General features: G+C 43.3%; 7 protein-coding genes. All 7 read left to right on the forward strand.

What is annotated here, in order from left to right; translation table 11 throughout:
• The first annotated feature begins 4 nt into the window (after positions 1-4).
• The 7 genes from ACDZ28_RS18560 (at position 5) to ACDZ28_RS18590 (ending at position 20280) form a co-directional block, all read left to right on the forward strand.
• A complete protein-coding gene (locus tag ACDZ28_RS18560) occupies positions 5-4630 on the forward strand; it encodes a fibronectin type III domain-containing protein (protein WP_375102454.1) in 4626 nt (1541 codons plus the stop codon).
• A gap of 298 nt (positions 4631-4928) precedes the next feature.
• Positions 4929-6728: a sensor histidine kinase gene (locus ACDZ28_RS18565; protein WP_375102455.1), complete on the forward strand. Its 1800-nt coding sequence runs from the start codon at positions 4929-4931 to the stop codon at positions 6726-6728.
• A gap of 143 nt (positions 6729-6871) precedes the next feature.
• Positions 6872-8143 carry an ABC transporter substrate-binding protein gene (locus ACDZ28_RS18570; protein ID WP_375102456.1) on the forward strand — a complete coding sequence of 424 codons (1272 nt, stop codon included), beginning with the start codon at positions 6872-6874 and terminating at the stop codon, positions 8141-8143.
• Positions 8144-8173: 30 nt separating this feature from the next.
• Positions 8174-9805: a helix-turn-helix domain-containing protein gene (locus ACDZ28_RS18575; protein WP_341111703.1), complete on the forward strand. Its 1632-nt coding sequence runs from the start codon at positions 8174-8176 to the stop codon at positions 9803-9805.
• A 99-nt stretch (positions 9806-9904) separates the two neighbouring features.
• Entirely contained in the window at positions 9905-10918 is a 1014-nt protein-coding gene (locus ACDZ28_RS18580; RefSeq protein ID WP_052414536.1) for an S-layer homology domain-containing protein, read from the forward strand.
• Between the two features lie 143 nt (positions 10919-11061).
• Positions 11062-16218 carry an endo-alpha-N-acetylgalactosaminidase family protein gene (locus ACDZ28_RS18585; RefSeq protein ID WP_375102457.1) on the forward strand — a complete coding sequence of 1719 codons (5157 nt, stop codon included), beginning with the start codon at positions 11062-11064 and terminating at the stop codon, positions 16216-16218.
• A gap of 93 nt (positions 16219-16311) precedes the next feature.
• A complete protein-coding gene (locus ACDZ28_RS18590; protein ID WP_375102458.1) occupies positions 16312-20280 on the forward strand; it encodes a family 20 glycosylhydrolase in 3969 nt (1322 codons plus the stop codon).
• The last annotated feature ends 11 nt before the right edge of the window (positions 20281-20291 follow it).

A 20291-nucleotide genomic window follows, 5' to 3' on the forward strand; every position in this document is an offset into this window, starting at 1 on the left:
TGGTATGAGCAACAAAAAACATTACGGAATTTTCAAGAAAACTCTGGCAATCTCCCTAGTGATAACGCTGATATTATCTATGGTTCCACAACACTTCGCTGGAGCAGCATCTACCGTATCGGTCGAAGAGAACTTACTCAAGCACTCGACCTTTGAGGAAACGGATGTGAATCTAGGGACGGGATTACCGGCCGATAAATTTGGCAATTGGTACACTTTTCAAGGTGCAGCAAAAGTTGAAGGGATCGCACACGAAGGAAACTGGTCTGTAAAAATGTCCAGTGCGTCGCAGTCTCTTGAGCAGGATGTTAAGGATCTGCAGCCTGGTTTGACTTATGAATACTCTGTTTGGGTGAAAGCCGATGATGCAACTAAAGGTGCCTTGCGGCTAGGTATTAAAAACCATGGCAGTAGCGAAGCCAGAGTGACAGCGAATCAGAATGGTTGGACAAAATATTCATTAGAGTTCACCTCCAGTACGGGGCGTGTTCGCACCTACGCTTGGCTTGAATCTAACACGGCAGGAAATAACTTTTATGTTGACGATGCAGCTTTGAAAGTGAAAGGCGATCTCAAACAAGTAAGTGTGACGAATGGAACGGTTACAGCACAGTTCAATGATACCTTCACGGGTAATCCTGATCAGACGGTTTTCGAGGTCACCTATTCTTCTTCGCTTGATCCCTCTACAATCTTACCTGTTAATATGATCGACTCGAGCTATAACGTAATTAACAAGAGCCTGACGATGAGCTTTGCCCAGCTTGGGGCACAGCCGGTTATGCAAACGATAAAGATGTTTGTGAAATATAAGAAGAATAACATCAATCAGATTGTAACACTGGATTTCCCTATTGAAGCCTCAGGGCAGGAAGCCGTTACAGCTAAGGTACATATCCTTACTGCTACTAATGGCATTCTGACAGCCAAGTTGGACCGTGCACCATCTATAGCGCCTGTCGCGTCGGATTTTATGATTACTTACAAGGTTACCGGTGGTGAGTTCAAGAGGCTGAGCACCAGTGAATTTGTTTACGATAGGAATATCGCACAAGTCACCTTTAACTTTGATCGTTTACCGCCTGCCCCAGTGGAACAAACCGTTACGGTTAAAGTTACTTATAAGGGAGAAGATACTACAGGCTTCTTTATGATCGGTTCTGAAGAGGGTGTCACCTATTACGTAGCGAACACGGGCTCCGATAGCAATAATGGACGAACTGTTGAGACTGCGTTCAAAACGATAGAGAAGCTGAACACCATTGTTTTTAATCCGGGAGACCATATTTTATTTAAAAAAGGGGATGAGTTTAAGGGAGCATTCAAACCTCTTGGATCTGGAGCAGAAGGATATCCAATTGTGGTTGCCAGCTACGGCGAAGAAGGAGGTCATAGACCTATACTCAAGCCTAGTGACACGAATTGGTCGGACCAGTTGATGAGTGCGGAGTTTAATTCTACCGTTACTGTCAATAACGTCATTTCATTTTACAATCAAGCCTATTGGGAAGTAAGTGATCTGGAGCTTTCCGGTCCAAACCACGCGCCTGATCAAAACGTTTATCGCAGAGGAATTAACATTCGAGGTGAAGATGCAGGAGATCTGAATCATTTTTACTTTGACAACTTGGTTATTCACGGCTTCCACGGGCCGAACAGCAACGCGGGCAAATCGTCTGGCGGCATTCTGATGGAGGTGCAGGCCACACCGAATACACCGGCTTCATCACATATTCCTACTTCTATTAACGATATTCGCATTACGAATAGTGAGCTTTATGATCTAGGCCGTTCAGGTGTAAACTTTGTGTCCGTGTGGGCGCGAAGAGCAGAGACTGTAGATACCAAGTGGGGTCCTTATCCAAGCAACCATGCACCTGGCAGAGCGGGTTACGCTTGGAAACCTTATGAAGACTTTTACCTTGCCAACAATCTCATATATGACATCGACGGGGACGGCGCAATTATAGACAACAATAAGGACGCTGTGGTGGAAAATAACCTCGTATATCGTACAACAAAAAACGCCCCTTTTGCGGTTGGACTGTTTAATTGGAATTCTGACAATACAACCTTCCAGTTTAACGAGGTGTATGACATCCTCCCAGGCGGGGATGCGCAGGGCATTGAGATTGACGCTCTCAACGATACGACTTATGTACAGTATAATTATGTGCACGATAATGCGGGCGGCACTTTTATGTGGTGTAATACGTCTGGTTTATATGGCTTTAATGGAGTGTTCCGTTACAATATCAGCCAAAATGATAATACTGAACATGGTGTGATCGACTGGCGCGCGGGATCATTTGGCGCCCAGGCTTACAACAACACCATTTACATGAAAGAGGATGGACGGAAGTTATTTATGTATGGCAGCGGTGGTAATTCTGACGCTAAGTTCTATAACAATATATTTTACTATCCAGGCGATACACCGTTTCAAGCTAATAGCTTTAGTGAGAATAATATCGATTGGCAAAACAATATATTCTATAATTTTGCGAACACCCCAACAAACGATACGGGTGTGATTACCTCAGACCCCATGTTCGTTGATCCTGGCACTGGCGGCACTGGTGTTATTTATCCTCTAGCTGCAGTAGGTTTGGGTGGGTACAAGTTGAAGACTGGATCTCCGGCTATTAATGCAGGTATACCGGTTGCAAACAATGGTAATAGAGACTATTTCGGAAATAAGATCATAGGGGTACCGGATATCGGTGCACATGATACTGGCACCTTCTCATTGAATGTTGGTTCGACTGTTTATCCGGTTGACCAAGTGTTGAAGATGATTACAATCCCTGACAGCGAGACCCTTACAGTCGACGCACTGTTGTCCAATATTGTATACGACGACGGGATCACGGTTAAAGTGTTCCATGGGGCAAACGAGATTATAGGATCTAGTACAATCACAGTCGGTGATACCGTAAAGGTTTCCAAGGGCAATGATCAACTCACATATATGATTACGACAACTTACGACGCAGCTTCCGCAGCAAGGGATATTCCTGTTGCTAAGTTAAGTGCCACTGCAGGTAGCTCGGAAGCAAATGGTGGAGCGTCGGAAGGTCCGGCAAGCTTAGTTCTGGATAATAGATCGAATACTGTCTGGCATTCGAAATGGGCCGGTGACTCCAGAGAGAATCTGTATATCACCCTTGCTCTTTCTGATGCATATATGGTGGACGGTTTACGTTATCAGCCGCGTTCGGGTGGAGGAACTAACGGGATAATCAAGAAATATAAGATTCAGTACAGTACGAATGGGACGGACTTTACGGATATACCTGGAGGAACTGGGGATTGGAGCATGACGGGGTGGCAAGGCGTTCAATTCGCACCTGTGAGTGCGAAAGCAATACGTTTATATGCAGTAGATTCGACAAGCCAAGAAAATGGGAAGTTATTTGCCAGCGCTGCAGAAATTCGTTTGACTGGCTATGAACAGGAAGGAGCAGACACGACACCTCCATCAGCACCTACGGGAGTTACTATTGGAGATTCTGATATTATGCAGGATTCAGTAATCGTTCATTGGACAGCTCTTGCTGACCAAGATATCGCAGGTTACAAAGTATATGTTAACAACGGACAGATGGATAGGATCACCTATGTTAGCCATGCAAATGTTACATTAGCGTCAGTCCGGGGTCTTACTGCAGGCATCCCGTATACAATTAAAGTCACAGCGATTGATAAGGCTGGCAATGAGTCCGCGAAGAGTGAATCGGTTAGTGTTACCATTCCCGATAAGGCTGCACCGTCGGCTCCTTTTAATCTAGCAGTTTCTAATGTAGGTGCCACAACAGCTACAATTACTTGGGGACCTTCTACTGATAATGTGGGCGTAACAGGCTATGAAGTTTACAGAAACGATGTTCTGTTGGATACGGTGACCAGTACATCCATAAATCTGACGGATTTGATCCCTAATACCAGCAATACCATTAAAGTCAGAGCGATCAATGCGAATGGCAATAAATCAAATTTCAGTTCTATTGTGGTAACTACTACAGCTACATCTGATGATCCATCGGGCGTACTTTCAGGCAAACAAACTGTTCGAGTAAATGAAGAATTTAGCGTAAGCTATGGTTTGCAGAATGTAATTGGCGCTGTATATGGGCAAGATATTTCGTTTACCTATGACCCAAGTAAGCTGGAGCTGATATCTTCAAATACGGCTAGCGAGAATTTTACAATCGTGCATAGCAATGAGGACTCGCCTGGACTGTTACGTGTGATTTCTGCAGGGTTAGGAAGCGGCATTACGAATACGGACACCTTAATACTGACTTTCAGAGCCAAAGCTAATATATCTTCACCGGGGACTACCGTTCAAGCAGTACATGGAATCGTTGCGGATAAGAACGGGCAGGAAACTGCGGTTGAGGATGCTATATTAAATATCATGATTACAGATGCCCCAGTTACCAATCCAGGGGATGTCAACCAAGATGGCAAATATTCTATTGGCGACTTAGCACTTATCGCTGTTGGGTATGGTAAGAATTCGACGGATGCAGATTGGGAAAAGTATCGCAATCTCGATGTTAACAATGATAATCAGATCAATATAGCAGATTTGGCATTTGTGGCATCTAAGATCCTTGAGAATTAAGGCCTTAATCTAATCTCACCAATTTAATATTTCAATTACAAGCGGAGCTGGCACAAGAGTAGATATTTCTACAACGGTGTCAGCTCTTTCTGTCTCTTTTTGAATGCGATCAAATAGATTGTCGAAAGAAGAGAATAAACTCGGATTTGATTATTAAGTAGGTTTTTGCGTGTAACATTTTAAGTACTTTTGTCATCATGCAGGAAGTAGAACAAATTTAAGGGAATATGTTTCTTCAATATTCATGGTGAGGTGGAAGTGAGCGTTTATAAGTTATCTTATAAAGGGGAGGGAACTTATGAGAAAAAATTGGCGGATGTCTAGCACATTAAGACTTTTTTTTATACTTGTAGTCATTCTGCCGATCATCTTATTCTCCATCATTATTCTAAATATTTATAAGCGAGATATTCTTCAGCAGAATACATCAAGATCTCAGCAAACGGCTCAAGCAATCTCTTATTCCGTTAGTCAGGAAATTAGGAGGTTGACGGGTCTATTTGCTTCGATTGGTATGGACAAGGATGTGATGGCAAAGCTTTATGAAATCAATCAAAAGATCGGAGTCCAGAAACAGCAGGCTTATTATGAGCTAAAGGTCTTAATAGAGAAGTACACGGCATCCATCTCAGGACGTGTGCTGTCGGTGAACTTCCTTTTTAAAGATCATAATTCTTATTCGTACTTAAAGAACTTGAATTTGGATGATTCTTATTTTCGGCAGAAAACGTGGTATGAGCAGGTGCTGAATAATCCCGATAGCGTTCATTTTCTAGGGATGATGCCTAATATTTTATATGGTAACTATAATCCTTACAATATGGTTGCTGCCTTATCTCCCAGTGTAATCAATCCTTTATCCAAGCTAGAAATGATTCTTTTTACCTTTGAAAGCAGTGCTTTTGATCATATTTTGCAGTCACGAGATAATACGGAATCCAGCCTTTACATCATCACCGAGGAAGGTCAAATTATCTCATCCAATACCCTTGCCTCAAGAGGAGGGGAATTCCAAATGCACTGGTTCGAGAATCGTGGGCCAGAGGAAAAAGGGTACGTTGTGGATGTTAACGGTGAAGATAGAAATCTGATAACCTACGCCAAGATTGAGCAGACCGGTTGGTGGCTTGTGCAGTCTATTCCATACGCAGATCTAACAGCTAATTACCTTAGTGTGAATTATATCGTCTGGGTCTTTGCATTGATGATCATCTTAGCATTTATACTTGTTTCATTTTACTTTGTATCGAATGTTACTAAACCGCTCAATGAGCTTCTCCTGCAAATGGATCTGGTTACTGAAGGGGATTTAAACGCTAAATTTATGAGAACCGGTAGCCTGGAGCTAATTAAGCTTGGGCATTCTTTTAATCACATGACGGAGCGTATTCAGGATCTGTTGCGTGATCACGAAAGACAAGAAATGGAGAAGAGAATGGCAGAGTTTGCAGCACTTCAGTCGCAGATTAATCCACATTTTTTAATCAATACGCTTAATTCAATCAAGTTTATGGCTTTAATCAGTAAAGCAGATAACATACGGAATATGACACATGCGCTAACTCGTCTTCTGGCTTCTTCTTTTAATCGAGGTGGAATACTGACTAGGATTGATGAGGAAATAGATCATTTAAAGCATTATTTGTATATCATGGAGATTCGTTTTGGTAGACCGATTCAAACGAGATGGGAAGTAGATGAGGATTTAGCGGGTTATTATCTATTGAAATTGCTATTACAACCTATTTTAGAAAACAGTATTATTCATGGACTAAAAAATGTTGACTACCCTGGTATCATTCAGATCATAGTGACCAAACAAGCGGAAGATCTTCTGATAACCATAGCCGATAATGGTGTAGGTATGTTGGATATGGATGCTCAGGAGTATGACAGTGAGGGGATACGTCATCAGCTTTCTTTCAGTGGTATGGGAAACAGTAATGTTAATAAGCGAATCCAGCTGCATTATGGGGCGCGTTACGGTTTAAAGTACGAGAAGAATAAACCTCAGGGTACGATAGTGTCGATAAGACTGCCGTTAATTGACACCCCGGAGGAAGAGATACAGGATCAATGGTTAGGCGAAGGAGGATGAAGAAAAATGCTGCAGAGGATCATAAAAGATCATAGTCCAGAGGGAAAACATCATTCATGTGTGACTTCAGAGGAGGTATGATGGTATAAACTTTTTTTCGAAGGCTGTGATTAGTAAACGTGAAAATAATACTCCGTGTGTCCTTGATTGGGATCATTTCTCTTATTTTTATAGGCGGCTTCTTCTCTTTAAGTAAGTTCATTCCCAAAGGAGGGGCCATAGAACAGGAACAGGGAAAGGTGAATCAGGATCAACCGATTAAAATAAAATTCGGCATGTGGGAAACGAAGACGGATATAAAATTTTGGACGGAAAAGGTAAGAGATTACTCTAAAATTAAGCCCAATGTAACGGTTGAGGTTGAGACGATTCCCGATAATAGCGGTCAGTATTTAAAGGTTCGTTTAGCAGCAAATGATTTACCGGATATTTTTTATCTGAAGCCAGATGACCTGCTCACTTACAAAGCAGTACTTCTTCCGCTGGATGGATTAACCGCAGCAAAAAACAATAAATATCCCGCTAAACTAGATCATTCTATTCTTGGTTTACCTCTTGTATCATTCTCTGAATATGTATACTTCCATCCAAGTATATTTCAAGAGGTCGGTGTAGATATTCCACAAACGATTGATGAATTTATGGACGTAATGATGAAGATTAAAGCGCATGGCAAATATATTCCGATTGCAATTGGCGGGAAAGATGATTGGACGTTCTATCCTTTCACGGAGTTCGGGCCGCCTCTCTTATCCAAGGATGAGAATTATTTATCCTCAATCGCACAGACGAATCGTCCTTTCGGAAAAGGTTCTCCATTCGAGAAGGCAGCAGAGATGATCAAGAAAATAGCAGAGAATGAACTTGCCGGACCCGATGCGCTTAGTATCGGTGTGGATCAGGCTACTCAGCTGTTTCAGAATAATAAAGCGGCCATGCTTGCACTAGGTCAGTGGTACCTTAGAGATCATTTGTCCAAAATGAAAGATGATAAAGATTTAGATGCATTCACAATGCCCTGGAGAGAGACAACTTCAGAGCGTTTGCAGGCAATCACTATGCCAGATCAATATATGGCCATTAATAAAAATTCAAACAATACGGAAGAAGTTAAAGCATTCTTGGAATGGGTATTTAGCCGGGATGTATACCAAGTGTATATTAATTATTCGCAAAATTCATCGACAGTGATCAATATCGAATCGTTCCTGCCTTTCTTCAACAATGTTAAAGAGAATCACCCCTTTGAGCCGTTTATGTACCTGGGGATCGATGAGAAGTTTGAAAAAGTGAAAAATGCTATCCAGTTCGATGAAAAGAAGGCTGCACAAGAAATATTCTCAGGTGCTGACGTGTCCGATATTCAAGAGAAACTTAATGATGATTGGGAGAGAGCGGTTCAGGCTTTGAAGTAGTCCTATAGATCAATTATGGAGGGATTTATAATGAAATTTAAAGCTCTCATTGTTGATGATGAACCATTAGCTAGGTTAGCCCTTCGGGAGTATATATCCATCGCTTCGAACGATTTTGAGATTGCAGGGGAAGCAGGAGATGGCAAGGAGGCATTAAGTATGCTGAAAAGCCATCCGGATGTGGATCTAGTTCTGGCGGATATTCAGATGCCTAATATGAATGGAGTAGAACTGCTTGAAGCACTAAATAACACTACCTTTTCGAATCAACCGCTAACCATTATGTTAAGTGCGTATGGAGATTATTCTTTTGTAAGGGATTCCTTTGTGCTCGGTGCCTTTGATTACATTGTTAAAGCGAAGTTAGATGAATCCTATATTGCACCGGTCCTGACTAAGACTGTGGATGAATTGAAACGGCGGCAGAGCTCCTCAAGATCAGAATCAATCTTAGAGGACGTAGAAACCTCGATCTGTTCAGTTCTGCACCGGCTCTGCTTAGCAGATTCCTTCGAATCAACGAATGATGAGGCAGTTTCTTCTTCGTTGGAGCTTGTGCGAAAGCATATGGGGGAGAAGAATCTGGAGGTTGCGCTTATTAGGTTATCGGATACCGTTCAGTTTGAAGATTCACACCGTATGATTATGCAGACGATTCGAACGGTAACGAACCGCAGTAGAAATGAAGGGATCTGCAAAGTGTGCAGATATGATGATAGGCATTATGTTTTGTTCTTCTCTTTTCCAGAGCAATGCAGCATCATTGCCATTCGTAGATTGACAGACATCATCTTGTCTGAAGTTAGCATGAGACTAAAGCAATTCATTAATTTGAAGCTGTCTATGGGCATTAGTGATATTGTGGATGGTCACCAGCAGTGGAACCGTTTATTCCGCCAAGCTGAACGATTAGCTGGTTTGAGTTTCTACCAAGGGTACAACCGATTATATTATCCGGAAGCTGAAAGGCGTTCATCTATTAAGGAAAATGATTGGAAGGAAGCATGGTATTTGGGCAGGACCGAAATGCTGAAGTCATTAAGTGATCCGGATTTAACGAAATGGCATGTGGTATATGAACACTGCTGTAACCTGTTGATTCAGCGATACCCTTGTTCTCCTGAGCATATCAAATCAGATGTAGTCGATATGATCTGGGAGGCAAGCGCATTAATTTATCAAAAAGGCGTTTCTTGGGAAAAGCTTCATGATCAACTGCCTTATCCCATTACGGATCATATTTATAAGCAGGAAACCTGGGAGAATACGGTGCATTGGTGCCGACTGTTCTTGGATCAACTGCATCAAAAGCTACATCCGAAAGACCAACCGAAGGAATCTTTCCTTAGCCCTGTTGTCGCTAAAACGAAGGAGCTATTAGAGAAAAACTTTAATGAAGATGTTCACTTGTCGAATATTAGTCAGATTGTCGGTGTAAGCGAGAGCTATTTAAGTAAACAGTTTTCCAAAGAAATAGGTGTTAATTTTATTCAGTTTCTGACGAATCTACGAATTGAGAAGGCTAAAAAGGGGCTGGAGAGCGGAATGAAAATATATGAGGTATCTGAGCAAGTGGGGTACGTTAATCCAGAACATTTCAGTCGTATTTTTAAAAAAATTACAGGAATTAGCCCCTTAGCTTATCGCAGAGAGAAAGAATAACAAAAATAATCAATGTTGAACAAAATAAATCATGTGTATCCGATTTCAAAATCCATATGATAGGGGGGAGTTAAAATTCACGGGTGAAGGGATGTTCTTATGAGACGCAAACGATATACATTCGCACTAATCTGTACGTTATGTTCTTCCTTGTGGTTGAGTACAGTCCATGCTGAAAAAGTCTCTGACTTCGAGATGCAGACATCAGCTACTGAATCTGCTAATTCTACGTTCACCGTTACATTAAAGGGTAAAGATATTCAGGACTTATATGCATACGAGGCTAAATTTAATTTTGACCCGAAAGTACTTGAGATTGTAAAAGCGGAAACGAAGATCAAAGGCTTTTCTGTATCACCAATCGTTAAAAATAACGAAATTACGATAGCCCATACCAAGATCGGAAATGTGAATGGCGAAAAGGGTAACCTGGACATTGCCACGATTACCTTTAAAGCTAAAAAGGCTGGTACAACTGCAGTAAAATGGACCGCATTTAAAGTTCTTGATCGTAATCTGAAAGATCAGGAATTCACCCCGAATCAATCCTCAGTATTCACCAAAATTTTCAGCGATATTGCTGGACATTGGGCGAAGCAAGATATTATGGAAATGGTCACTAAAGGAATTGTTGAAGGTATGGATGCCGACAGCTTTGCCCCGAATAACAACATCACTCGCGCTCAATTCGCAGCTCTTATAGCCAGAGCATTAGATCTTACAGAAGGTTCTGGAAGTAATCCGTTTACGGATGTGAAATCAGGAGTTTGGTATGAAGACACGGTGAAGAAAGCTTATGCAGCCGGAATTATTAGCGGTTTGTCCAAGACGAAGTTTGCTCCGGAAAAAAGCATTACCCGTGAAGAAATGACAACGATGCTGATGCGAGCGAAAGCTTATGCTTCCGGCGTAAAGGTCGATAGTATGGCCTCAGATTCTACTACTGCATTTAAAGATGATAATAAAATAAGCCCGTGGGCTAAAGCATCGGTGGGATTTGCCTTGAAATCGGGATTAATGAAAGGTAGAACTCAGACTACATTTGCACCAAAAGAATCTGCCACAAGAGCGGAATCAGCTGCTGTGATCAAGCGATTGTTAAATTCCAAGTAAAACAATAAAACATATAATGAGACACCTTCTTCTGGAAGGAGGGCTCATTATGGCCTTGTTATGTTAAAAATATACAATTAAAGGAAATATGTGAATTGATATTGTTCATTCTACTTATATTTTAGTGAAAAGAGGTCGTAGAGATGAGAAAACGTTACAAAGCGTTTAGCTTGCTATTGACGTTGTTGCTAGGGGTACAGATTGGTTTGCCGTCGGTAGCCGTATTCGCAGCACAAGAGTCGGACGTGTATTTCAAAGACTACAATGATGGTAACATCAGCGGATGGACACCAGCTAAGGGGACGACCACTTTTTCGGCAGATCAAGGTGCTGTTAAGGCGGTGACACAAGGTGCTGTTATTATTGCAGACCAAGAATCACCTCAGGTTGCCAATGCTGAATATGAGGTGAAGTTAAAATTTAATCAGGTTGCAACACGATTTGGATTGGTCTACCGATTCGTCGATAGTAATAATTACAATGTTATTCAGTATGATGCAGGCACCTGGGGCTGGGATGCAATGAAGGGTGGGGCGGAAACGTATGGCAATATTACGGCCCCTAGTTTTACCTTTGCTGCCGGTCAAGTGTATACTCTCAAATTGCGGTATGAGAAAGATAGCGTGAATTTATCAATTGATGGAAATAACGTGCTTACGACGAGTCTTCCCTCCATTTCAACTAGTGCAGGGAAGATTGGACTTCGCAGCTGGTACGATAACAAGACGATATGGATTGACGATGTGAAGGTAGCTCCAATTGTATCGACTGATCCTGTTCCTAAGCCGATTACGATTACAGAAGTCTTAAGATCGAATACCATGAAGGTTGAAATCGATAAGGAATTCCCGCGGGTTAAACAATATACATGGTTGGACAGCGGTGCTGAAATGTACGGACAGTTAAATGGATTTAATGAATTAAAAATCAACGAGAAATCTTATTTCCCTGTCGCTTCTGGTTTTAGTAAGAAAGCAGCAGATTCTACTCATGGTGAGACTGCAACCTACACGCTTCAGATCCCGGAAATAAAAGTGAACCTCAAAGTTGAAATGGAAGTCCAGGATAACATTCTACATTTCAAGGTGGCCAGCATCGAAGAGAATGGTACCGAAAAAGTGAAGACGATTGGATTCCCTAATCATGATCTTGTCTCTGTAATTGGAACCCAGCCTGCAGCGCAGGAAACGGCTGTTAAGATAACTGGTGGCTGGAACATTGTCCAGGATGAATTTACCGACCTTAAGACAGGGGCAGCAGACGTGAGTGGTGGCCGTACGTATGCATTCGTTAACTCCGACGTCTTAGCTGCGAGTGTAATCACCAATGTAGTAAACGGTTTTGATAAGGTTCGTGTTAAGGTAGGCGATGATACAGCGCTCCATACGAAGAAGGCAACATTATCAGGAGGCTCATGGGTTTATCGTGGGAGTACCGTGCTCGATCCGGAGCCTCTGCCTTGGGCTAAGGTTGTCCTGACTCCAGATGCGAATGGTGACCATGTTGTAGACTGGCAAGATGGAGCTATTGCATATCGTCAGAATACAGAGGCTCCAACGGGCAGTGAAATGATTCGTGACAATATTTCCTATATCAGCATGAACATTGGTTCAACTACAACTTCTCCGTTCTTGCGTGCTTTTGATAATGCGAAGAAAATCTCTAATCTCACGGATGGCTTTGGACAGCTGATTCTGTTCAAAGGATACCAAGCGGAAGGACATGATGACTCTCACCCAGATTACGGCGGTCATATTGGTATTCGTCAGGGTGGTGAGAAGGACTTCAATTATATCTTGAGCGAAGGGAAGAAATACAATATCCGCGGCGGTGTACACATTAACGCAACGGAATACGCGCTGGATGCTTTCGGTACTAAAATGGAAAATATGAATCAGCCTTTAAGCAAAGGCTGGGGCTGGCTCGATCAGACATTCTATGTAAACAAAACCAAGGACGTGGAATCCGGTGAATTAAAAAGACGTCTGGATATGCTGAAAAGCGATACAGGCGATAACCTTTCCTTTGTATATGTAGATGTATATGACGGTGCCGACTACAATGCGAAGAAACTAGCAGATTATATCAACGGTAACGGCTGGATGCTCGGTACAGAATTTGCTGGACCGCTGTTTGAGCAGGCCTCTTGGGTTCACTGGGGAACGGATCCGGGGTACCCTAACCAAGGCGACGATAGTAAGGTTACTCGTTTCCTACGGAATCAATCGCTGGACGGCTTCTTAACCACTCCTTTGCTGAAAGGGAATAAACAGGTAGGCGTAGGGTACTGGCAGAACAGTGCTCCCTTCTACAGCTACCAATCAACAAGCGCGGCATTCTTCAACCACAATCTACCGACAAAATATATGCAGCATTTTCCGATCATTAAGATGACCGATAACCGCATCGACTTTGAGAAGAATGTTGTAGTTGTACGTAAGCAGGACGGTAAGATCCATTTAAGCAAGGATGGTCGTGAAATCGCCATCATGACAGATAGCAGTAACATTAGTGACAGTACGGTCTTTATTCCATGGAGTCCTGAGACAGAAGATAAAATCTATCACTGGAATCCCGCAGGTGGTCAAACGACTTGGAGTCTTCCAGAATCATGGAGCAACGTAACGACTGCACAGTTATACAAGCTGACAGATTTGGGACGTGAGCATGTTGGCAGTGTAGAAGTAACTGGAGGGAAAGTCACACTTACAGCGCAGCCGGGGATTGGTTATGCCCTGTATAAGACAACTGCTGCGGAAGAGCCGGAAATGGTATGGGGTGAAGGCAGTTCGGTTAAGGACCCGGGCTTTGACAGCCAAACATTCGGTAACTGGAAGAAATCCTCCACAGCTGCAAGCGATGATCACATTAAATTTGTGAAGAACGGTAACGCCGATGATCAGCTTCAGGTGAAGGGTCCCGGTGATGCAGTAATTCAGCAGGAGATTACCGGACTTACACCTGGCAAGACGTATTCTGCATCGGTCTGGGTGAAAGTGGATGGGAAACGCACCGTGGAAATCGGTGTGAAGCAAGGGGCAGACAAGGTTGTCAATACGCTGGATAACACAGAGCATGGCTTTTTAGCCCAGCAGCACAAATATGTGAGCACGAATTTCCAACGGATTAAGGTTACCTTTGATGCGGTTAGTGAGACAGCCAATTTCTATTTAAATGTAGAAGATGGAAGTTCGACTGTAACCTTTGATGATGTAAGAGTATGGGAAAATCCAACCAAAACTGACGCTGGTAATTCTGTATTGTACGAGGATTTCGAGAACGTGGATGAGGGCTGGGGCCCCTTCGTTTATTCCAAGATAGGTCCTGTCCGTACGCATTTAGTTGAAAAAGGCGACAATCAGATTATGACTTATGTTCTGGATGGTAATTGGTCGCTTAAAACAAATGAAGAAGCAACAGGAGAGTGGCTACGTACATTGCCTCACACGCTCCGAATGAAGGAGGATAACCGCTACCATCTGACCATGGACTACAATTCGGATGAGACGGATATGTACACCGTGGCAGTTCGAGTGAAGGAGAATGGGGTAGTTCGTGATCTGGTTAGTGAGAATTTGATAGAAGGACGTAATACGCTGGATCTGTCTTTTGCAACCGAAGGGGTGAAAGATGCCTATCTGGCCATTATCAAAAACAAGCTGAACAATCAGAAGGAGTTAACCGGTACGCTGGTGGTCGATAACATTCGCGTTGATGATGAAGGTGCGATCGTTCCAGAGGAAGGTGTACTTGTATCGACTATTACTCTATCACCAAATAACATGGATCTGAACAAAGGACAGTCAAGCACCGTTAGCGCTCAGGTTAAACCTGCAAATGCTTATGACCGGACACTGCTCTGGACTTCTGACCATCCGGAAATTGTATCCGTGGATCAGACTGGAAAAGTTACAGCACTTCAAGCCGGTACGGCGGTTATTACTGCTACTGCGAAGGATGCAAGTAAAAAAAGTGCAACAGCGACGATTCATGTGTATATGCCTAACACGCAAATTCCACAATCGCAAATGACTGCAACGGCGAGTAGCTTCCAGCCTGGAGGTGAAGCAAGTCTTGCACTCGATGGAGATATGTCTACAATCTGGCATACGAAATGGACCCCGGCACACTTACCGGAATCTATTACACTGGATCTCGGAGGCAAATATAACATCAATCAATTCAATTATTCACCTAGAGTATCTGGTACCAATGGAACGATTACAAGCTATAACCTGTACACGAGTGTTGACGGAACGAATTTCACACCTATCGCGAATGGAGAATGGAAGAATGATCAGACCACAAAAATGGTTCGCTTTACAACTGTAGAAGCCACACATTTGAGACTTGAGGCTATAGCAGGTGTGGGTAACTTTGCATCTGCTGCAGAACTTAATGTGTTCAAGACGGAGGATGAGGCAGAAGTAGTAAAAGTCACAGGCGTCACTATGGATAAAGAACGGCTGGAAATTAAAGCAGGCAGCACGGGCGAATTAAACGCTGTGATCCAACCTGAGAATGCCACAAACAAAAATGTGGTTTGGAGCAGCAGTGATGAAGCTGTAGCATCCATTGAACAGCAAAACGGTCATACCCTTGTTAAGGGATTGAAGGCAGGCGAAACCGTAATTACGGCAACAACAGTGGACGGGGGTTTCTCTGCAACCAGCCGGGTTATCGTAACGGAAAAAGATGGCGAATTGAAATCGGCTTCCAATTTAACAGCGCCAAGTCAAGTTCAGACAGGAGAAGTGTTCAAAGTGCAATATGGACTGCGGAATCTGTCTGACCAAATATTTGCGCAGGACATCGCCCTAGAGTATGCCGCGGATGTTATGGATTTCGTTGAGGCGCAATCGTTAATTAGTGGCGTAAGTGTTATTGATTCAATCAACAGCACACCAGGTAAACTTCGCTTTATTGTAGCCAGTGAAGGTGCGGCCCATGGAATTAGTAACAGTGCAGATGTCCTAGAACTAACCTTTAAAGCCAAAGAAGTGAACCAAACGGTCAATGGTGCAATTGCCGTTAAGAGCGCAATCATTTCTGATGATCAGGGCAAGGAAATTTCGGCTTCGATCTCTTCCGTAACTGTAGAGATTGGTAAGAAAGGAACGCAAGGCGACATTAACGGTGACGGCAAAATAACGATCGGTGATTTGGCAATGGTTGCAGCGCAGTATGGCAAGACTACAGCAAGCCCGGATTGGGAGAAAGCGAAGAAAGCGGATATTAACGGTGACGGCAAAGTCAGATTGGAAGATTTGGTTATTGTAGCTCGCAAAATTGTAGAGTAAGCAAGGTCATAGGCCAGGTACATGTGTGAGTAACTAACATGATGTACCTGGTTTTTTTCAAAAGGGATGATTTGATTAGTAGGAGGATAAAAGATGAAAAAATGGATATACGCCTTTACAGTTTTTTGTCTAGTGCTTTACTCTACTCCACTACAATTTGCAGCAGCAGCTGAAGCAGTGAACGCTAAACCAAAAGTGATACCCAGTTTACAAGAGTGGACTGGGGGTAGTGGTTCTTTCAAGCTGACTGACAGTTCCAGAATCGTAATCCCCACGAGTGAATGTTTATGTGAACTCCCAGCTACCGCAGAGGTCTTTCAAGAGGATCTTAAAGAATTAACTGGATATGATTTACCAATTGTTCAAAATAAGCCTGCTTCAAAAGGTGACTTCCTGCTTAGGCTCGATAAGTCAGCTGATGAATCAATTGGTAAAGAAGGCTACTACTTTGAAGTTGGCGATTACGTGGAAATACATGCAAACACCGAGACCGGTGTCTTCTATGGAACAAGAACGGCACTGCAAATTTTGGAGCAAGATTCCGAGAAGTCCAGCATTGTAAAAGGGGTAGCGAAAGATTTCCCTAAGTATGGCGAACGCGGTTTTATGCTCGATGTAGGACGTAAATTTTTCACGATTGATTTCCTTAAGGATTACGCCAAATTTATGTCTTATTACAAAATGAATGATTTCCAGCTTCATCTGAATGACAACGAGATTTTTAAAGATAACAGCAGGGAGCATTGGAACAAATATACGGCTTTCCGTTTAGAAAGTACCAAGTACCCGGAATTAACGGCGAAGGATGGGCATTACACCAAGCAGGATATGCGTGAGCTGCAGGACATTGCCAAAATCCGTGGCCTTAACATTACGCCGGAAATTGATACTCCAAGTCATGCCCTTTCGTTCACAAAGGTCAGACCAGATCTGGTTAAGGATAATTTACCTGTCGACCATCTGGATATTACACGTCAGGAAACGGTCGATTTCATTAAGGATGTATGGGACGAATATTTAGATGGGGATTGGTTTGATTCGGAAACGGTTCATTTTGGAGGCGATGAATTCGCACCTAATGACCGGACTACTTTTGAGAAGTATCGCGAGTTTCTGAACACGATGAATGAACACATGAAGAGTAAGGGGAAGAAATCAAGAATGTGGGGCAGCTTGAGTGCATTCCCAGGTACAACGGTTGTTGATAAGGATATTGCCGTAAACGCCTGGAATAACGGATGGCAAGATCCAGTGGCATCGGTGAGAGATGGATTCAAAATTATTAATACGGTTGATTCCACGCTCTACATTGTACCGAAAGCTGGATATTACCATGATTATCTGGATTCACAATGGTTGTTTAATAACTGGGACCCTACGAACTTTGGTGGAAGCACGAAGCTGCAGGAGGGTGATCCGAACCTGCTCGGTGCGATGTTCGGGACTTGGAACGATATGATGGGCAAGAAAGTCAGTGAGGCGGATGTCCACGACCGTGTGAAGAAAGCGATGCCTGTCCTTGCGGAAAAGATGTGGAGAGGCCAATCCACGGACAGCACATTCACCGAGTTCCAGCAGTTGTCAGTGAAGCTAGGCGAGGGTCCTGGAACGAATTTATTACATGAAGTGAATACGGTCGGTGATCTTGTTGTTCATTATCCATTTGAAGACGGCGCGCTGACGGTTTCTGATCAGTCCGGAAATTCTTATGATGCTACATTAGGAAATGGCGTTACTCGAGTGGCTGAAGGTAAGACAGGAAAAAGCGTGCGGTTTGCAGGGGCTACAGATCATATTCAAACACCGCTTTCAATAAAGGGCTTCCCTTGGACGGTCTCCACATGGGTTAAGCTTGATGATCAGCAAGAAGCGGATGAGAAGATTCTGATGGAATCCGAATATGGTGCGCTTAAGCTGAAGCAGAAAGGGACACCAAATGCCGGATTCACCCGAGAGGGCTATGATTACAGCTTTAATGCAGCGATTCCGGTTGGGCGGTGGGTACATGTTGCCTTCAGAGGAGACCTAAATGGAACCTCCCTGTATATTGACGGGGATTTAAAAGGTTCTGTTGCTGTAACGACCATGCTACCTGCGGCTATGATCGGCAGTTCATCCAAAGCATTCACTGGACTATTGGATGAATTTAAGATTTTTAATCGGGTGTTGTCCGGTAAAGAAATTGCAGAGGATGCAGGATCACCTTCTTGGACAATCAATTTAGCTGCTCACAAAACAGCAGTGGCTTCTTCTGTCGAAGTGCCTCAATTCCCGGCTAGTCTTACTGTGGATGAGATTGATACGGGTGCTTCACGCTGGTCCTCTAAATATACCGACAACGAGTGGATCTATGTTGATTTAGGCCAAAGTACAGACATTAGCAAGGTTATTTTCAAGTGGGAAAGTGCTTATGCCAAAGGCTATAAAGTTCAAGTATCCGATAATGCGGAGAATTGGCGGGACGTTTATACGACTAACGCTGGCGTTGGCGGAGTAGAGATTGTCAAATTCCCAACTGAACAAGCGAGATATGTTCGAATGTTAGGTACGAAGCGAGCGGGAACCTACGGTTACTCCATGTATGAATTTGAAGTCTACGCTCCTAACCCAGATGATCCTGTAGAAGTTCCAGCGCCTGTGAGATATTCAGCGAGCTTTGAGAATAACTCACTCGAAGGTTGGGAGCATGTTATCGGTAAAGGTGTCGGACGTATGGAGCTTGTGGAAGCACCTGATCAAGCGGGTGAGCATGCCGTTAAGTTCACCTCGAATAGTGTAAATAATCTGTTTATCGATCAGCAATCTCCGATCATTGGAGATGGTGAGATCGAGTTTAAGATTACACCGCAGAGTGATGTTATCCGAACGGGTGTTATTTTACGCTATGTCAATAATGACGCTTGGGCTTCTATAGGCTTTGATCAAGGGGCTTGGTATTGGGTGAACGCTCAGGATTCCTATGGTTTATTAACCAATGCCCAGGACGCACAGTTGAAAAAAGGTAAGACATCGACCGTAAAAGTGAAGTTTGAAGGGAAACATGTAACGCTGATTGTCAATGGAACGACCTATTTTGAGGCAGTAATTGCACAGATCCCAACAGATGCAGGGAAAATGGGAGCTAGAGTATTTGGTCCATCAGTTACCGTGTTTGATAATTTTATGTACAGCAATAACGTTCCTGAAGTTCCGGTAACCGGTATCAAGCTGGATAAAGCTGAGCTTTCGATGAAGATCGGAGAAACACAAACGTTAAGCGCGACACTTCAACCGGGAAATGCAACGAATAAACAGGTGACTTGGAGCAGCAGCGATGAAGCTGTTGCGACTGTTCAAGTTCAAGGCGGGAAAGCAGTCGTAACTGCGTTAAAGGCAGGAACTGCTGATATTACTGCAACTACCGTATCTGCAGGATATAAAGCGGTGAGTAAGATTACAGTGATTAAGGAGTCTTCAGGTGAAGCAGCAACAAGCTTAGCTGCTCCTCACACCGTTCCATATGGTCAGAACTTTGACATCACGCTAGGCCTTCACAATGTTACAGAGGCGGTGTATGCCCAAGACATCACGATTGAATTCGACGCTTCACTAATGGATTATGTATCCACTAATGCGTTGGTGGACGGTGTCGGTATCCTTGAGACGAAGAATACGGAAGGCATTGTGCGTCTAATTCTGGCTAGCCAAGGTTCCGGCAGTGCAATTAAAGGGGATGTAGATGTGGCTAAGATTACCCTTAAAGCTAAGGCTCTGACAGAACCCCAACCTGGTCGTATTGCTGTAAAGAGTGCAACGCTGGGTGATAGCTTGGGACAGGAAACGAACGCGGTGCTTTCCTCGGTTCAAGTGGACTTTACAACAGCAACGGATCCTGAACCTTCTAAGGATTTGAATGGTGATGGCAAGGTCAGCATCGGCGATCTGGCTATTGTCGCTGCTAACTACGGAAAGACTTCTGCAGACCCAGATTGGGATAAAGCGAAACGTGCAGACATCAATGGTGACGGCAAGATCGATCTGACGGACCTGGTGCTTATAGCTAAAGACATTGTTATTGAATAAAGGTTGTATTA

The sequence above is a fragment of the Paenibacillus sp. RS8 genome, from assembly GCF_041956825.1.
Classification (GTDB): Bacteria; Bacillota; Bacilli; order Paenibacillales; family Paenibacillaceae; genus Paenibacillus_AQ.